Raw genomic sequence first — 2,475 nt, 5'->3', positions numbered from 1 at the left:
CAGTAGTAGTAGCTAGCGCAGGAGCAATCCCAATCCTGGTTGCCCGGGCAGAGGGTGGTCAGGGTGGGGATGCACCATTTGTTGGGAGCGCACCACGAACCCCGCTGGCGGCCGGCGCAGGGGTAGTTGCTGCAGGAGCCGCAGAAGTTGGAGACGAGCTGGGTCTGGTCGGAGTCACCGAGGCTTAGGTCGGTGCTACCGAAGACGCTGGCGCTGGTATCGCAATTCGGAGTGCTCACTGCCGGCGTGGAGGCCTCCACTGCGGTCTGCTCTGGGGCTTCGGGAACGGCGGCCTGGTCCGCTGCCAGGGCCGGGGTCGCGAGGATCCCGAGGCAACCAAGAACCAGGAGAGTCCAAAGGGTGGATTTTGACTTCATGCTCATACCCTCCTCGATAGGGGCGACTCCTTGATCGAATGCTCGCCCGCGCAGCTGAGCCGCCAGCAACTACGGGACTCTGTCTGTCGACAATTGGCGCATGCAGTGTTGCAGAGTCGGTCAACTAAGGCAAGTAAGTGAAAGGCGAATAGCTGATTGAGCCTGTGGGCAGTGGACTCATCCCATGGGCTGACTGGCTGCCGGAGGGCTTCTGGACGACTGCGTACGGGCGTCGGCGATGATAAACTCAACGAGATTTGGATCATCCAGCTCAGGTTTCCTGACGAACGATCGAGGAGCACCATGCTCGAGCGCCAAGCTACTGCCATGTCCTGCCGCCGAGCCCCAGCATCGAGGGGCCGATCTTGGAGTACCGCCGAAATCCGAGGAGGCCGATGGTTCAACCCCGGGGGCTGGCTGGCCTGTCTGCTGGCGTTGACCCTCCTGGTGGCCGTGGGCTGTGGCAACGAGCCGCGCTTCGAGGGCGGCGTCGTCGACCAACCCAAGCAAGCGCCGCCCCTCGAAGGCATCAACTGGACCAGTGAGCAGTTTCGCCTGGCGGATCTCGAGGGCCGCGTCGTGGTCCTCTTCTTTGGCTACACCTTCTGTCCCGACGTTTGCCCCTTCACGCTGCTCAAGATGAAGCAGATCTACGCCCAGCTCGGTGACCGTGCCGAGGAGCTGGCGGTGGTCTATGTCTCGGTCGATCCCCACCGCGACACCTTGCAGAAGATCGCCTCCTATGTTCGAGGCTTCGATCCTCGCTTCTACGGCGTCCGGCTCGAGTTCGACGAGCTTGATCAAGTCATTGACGACTTCGACCTCACGGTTCAATACGGTCAGCCCAAGGACGGACCCGGGAGCGATTCGTTCTACTACGTCGATCACACCGGCACGTACTTCTTGCTCGACAGGCAGGGCCGGATCCGGTTGCAGCATCCGCCCAACGCCAAGGTCGAAGAGCTGCTGCCGGACATCAAGACCCTGCTGGACGAGTGAGCTGTTCGGCGCGGTGCGGAAATCAGGAGAGATTCCCGTGACCCACAGACTGCTAATCGTCATCTCGACCGTCTGGATCTTCCTCGGCCTGAGCGGCTGTGCTCCGGAGGGGCCGCCGCAGGAAGCTCCGGAGACGGCCGTGGAGGCCGCTGGCCCGAGACTTTCCGTCGAGGGGGTACATGCACAGCTCATGGGCGAAATGGGGGCCGTCTATTTCCGTGTCGTCAACCAGGGCTCGGCTTCCGACCGGCTGGTGCGGGTCGAGACTCCTGCGGCCGAGAGCGCCGAGACCCACGAGAGCTTGGTGGAGGATGGAGTGGTGCGGATGCGAGCTCGTCCTGACGGATTCGAGATCCCCGCCGGCGGGAGCTTGAGCCTCGAGCCGGGCGGCAAGCACGTCATGCTGATGGGCCTCGACACCGCCGCCATGGCCACGGGCCGTCTTCCCCTGACGGTAATCTTCGAGCACACGCCGCCCGTCGAGGTTGAGATCGAGGTCGACGCTGCCGGCGAGGGCGGCGCCGGTCACGAGCACGGCTGAGGGACGAGCGCTGATGGTTTCTGAGAGTTCCACCGCCCCGGCCGGCGAGTCGTCGCCGGGCTCGGAGAACGCTGGAGGCGCCCGGGTCCGCCGCCAGCGCCGGGGGGCGTTGTCCTGGTGGACCCAGCCCGGTGTGCTGGTCTTCCTGCTGGCGCTGGTCCTGGTGGTTGCCGGCTGGGCGTTGGTGATTCGCCAAGGCCAGCGCATCCCGGTGCGGGAGGCCACCCTCGAGGGCCTTCACCTCCGGCTCGACGAAGCCCGCTGGGTCCTCGACCAGATGGATCACGGCGAGAACTTCCAGCGCCCCTCGACCATGGCTCCGGGCATGCCCGAGTGGGGCAGTCAGCGGGTGACCATCGGCGTCGCCTTCCAAAACATCAGCGACTCGACGCAGATCTACGACGGTAGCGAGTTCTATCTGGTGCCGGAGATCGGCAAGGCGGTGCCTCCCGTCGGTGCCCAGGTGGGGCGTGCCCCCCTCGAAGCGGGACAGCATCTCAACACCACCATCCACTTCGACTTCGACACCACGGGGCCCCACGGCAAGCTGCTGGTGGA

At 64.7% G+C, this 2,475-nt stretch carries 4 protein-coding genes; 3 read left to right on the top strand and 1 reads right to left on the bottom strand.

Annotated features, from left to right (window positions below; all coding sequences use genetic code 11):
• On the bottom strand, positions 1-377 hold a 377-nt coding region (locus SX243_25905; protein MDY7096420.1), incomplete at its 3' end, for a hypothetical protein.
• Between the two features lie 303 nt (positions 378-680).
• On the opposite strand from SX243_25905, the gene SX243_25900 reads away from it, so the two are divergent.
• The 3 genes from SX243_25900 to SX243_25890 all read left to right on the top strand — a co-directional run.
• Positions 681-1,376, top strand: a complete 696-nt coding sequence (locus SX243_25900) for an SCO family protein (protein ID MDY7096419.1) — start codon at positions 681-683, stop codon at positions 1,374-1,376.
• A gap of 37 nt (positions 1,377-1,413) precedes the next feature.
• The gene (locus SX243_25895; protein ID MDY7096418.1) at positions 1,414-1,917 is read left to right on the top strand and encodes a copper chaperone PCu(A)C; all 504 of its coding nucleotides are present in this window, start codon (positions 1,414-1,416) and stop codon (positions 1,915-1,917) included.
• Between the two features lie 13 nt (positions 1,918-1,930).
• Positions 1,931-2,475, top strand: a 545-nt coding sequence (locus SX243_25890) for a hypothetical protein (protein MDY7096417.1), incomplete at its 3' end; no start/stop codon positions are given.

This window comes from Acidobacteriota bacterium, from assembly GCA_034211275.1.
Taxonomy (GTDB): Bacteria; Acidobacteriota; Thermoanaerobaculia; order Multivoradales; family JAHZIX01; genus JAGQSE01.
Note: the sequence above shows the minus strand (reverse complement) of the source record. Positions and strands in the feature narration are given on the sequence as shown.